2 protein-coding genes are annotated in these 775 nt (G+C 48.1%); both read right to left on the bottom strand.

Annotated elements, in window-relative coordinates:
• Positions 1-2 precede the first annotated feature (2 nt).
• Positions 3-638 (bottom strand): SCP2 domain-containing protein, encoded by a 636-nt coding sequence (locus R7E78_RS26040; protein WP_318058598.1) that lies wholly within the window; start codon positions 636-638, stop codon positions 3-5.
• Positions 639-649: 11 nt separating this feature from the next.
• The coding region (locus R7E78_RS26035; protein ID WP_318058599.1) for a class I SAM-dependent methyltransferase at positions 650-775 on the bottom strand (126 nt) is incomplete at its 5' end.

Genomic DNA, 775 nt, shown 5'->3' with positions numbered 1-775 from the left:
CGTCATGGTTTCTCCAGCGCTGGCTTATCCGAACCAACTTTGCTCAATAGAGCATTGAGACGCGCTTCAACGCGAGAAGCTTGGCTGCGTACCTCATCCACTTGATCGCAAAAATACGCGACTTCCAATGGTGCGGGTGCCAATTTCCACTCTTCTGTCACTACTTGAGCAAGGTGACGCTGATGTTTTTCCGCTTGAGAAACGAAGAAACCACCCACGTTTTTGGTGCCTTGTACCAAAGTGTGTGCAACTACATCGCCTGTTACGCGAGATAACCACTCTTCAATGTCCGGTTTGCAATCGGTCATCAACTGAGAAAATTTCTGCGCCAGTTGAATATCACCTTCAAGTTCAAGCTTGTCTTGCTTAATCAAGCGAGTGATGTTGGCTTGGTCACGCAGCTCAGGCAGCACGCTCAAGTTCAACGAGAGATAGCAGTCAGGCTGACCTTCGTAGTTACCCAGCACATCAATCTGCTGACTGAAAACAAACGTCAGCGTCTTGTCGATTTCTTTGAGGTGAACTTGGATAACTTGGCCCTTGAGACGCGCTAAACGACGACCCAATCCAGGATCGTCTTTAATCAGTGTGTTCAGCGAAGTTTCAATGACAGCAGTGATAAGAGGTTCAAATGGCATGCCGTTAACCCTTAGAATTTGTAACCGCGGTGCAACGCCACAATACCACCCGTTAGGTTGTAGTATTTGGTGTTTTCGAAGCCAGCGTCTTGCATCATGCCCTCCAGAGTTTCTTGGTCTGGGTGCATGCGAATAGA

This window comes from Vibrio sp. YT-19(2023), assembly GCF_033337395.1.
The sequence above is the reverse complement of the archived record's forward strand: the minus strand, read 5'-3'. Positions and strand labels throughout refer to the sequence as shown.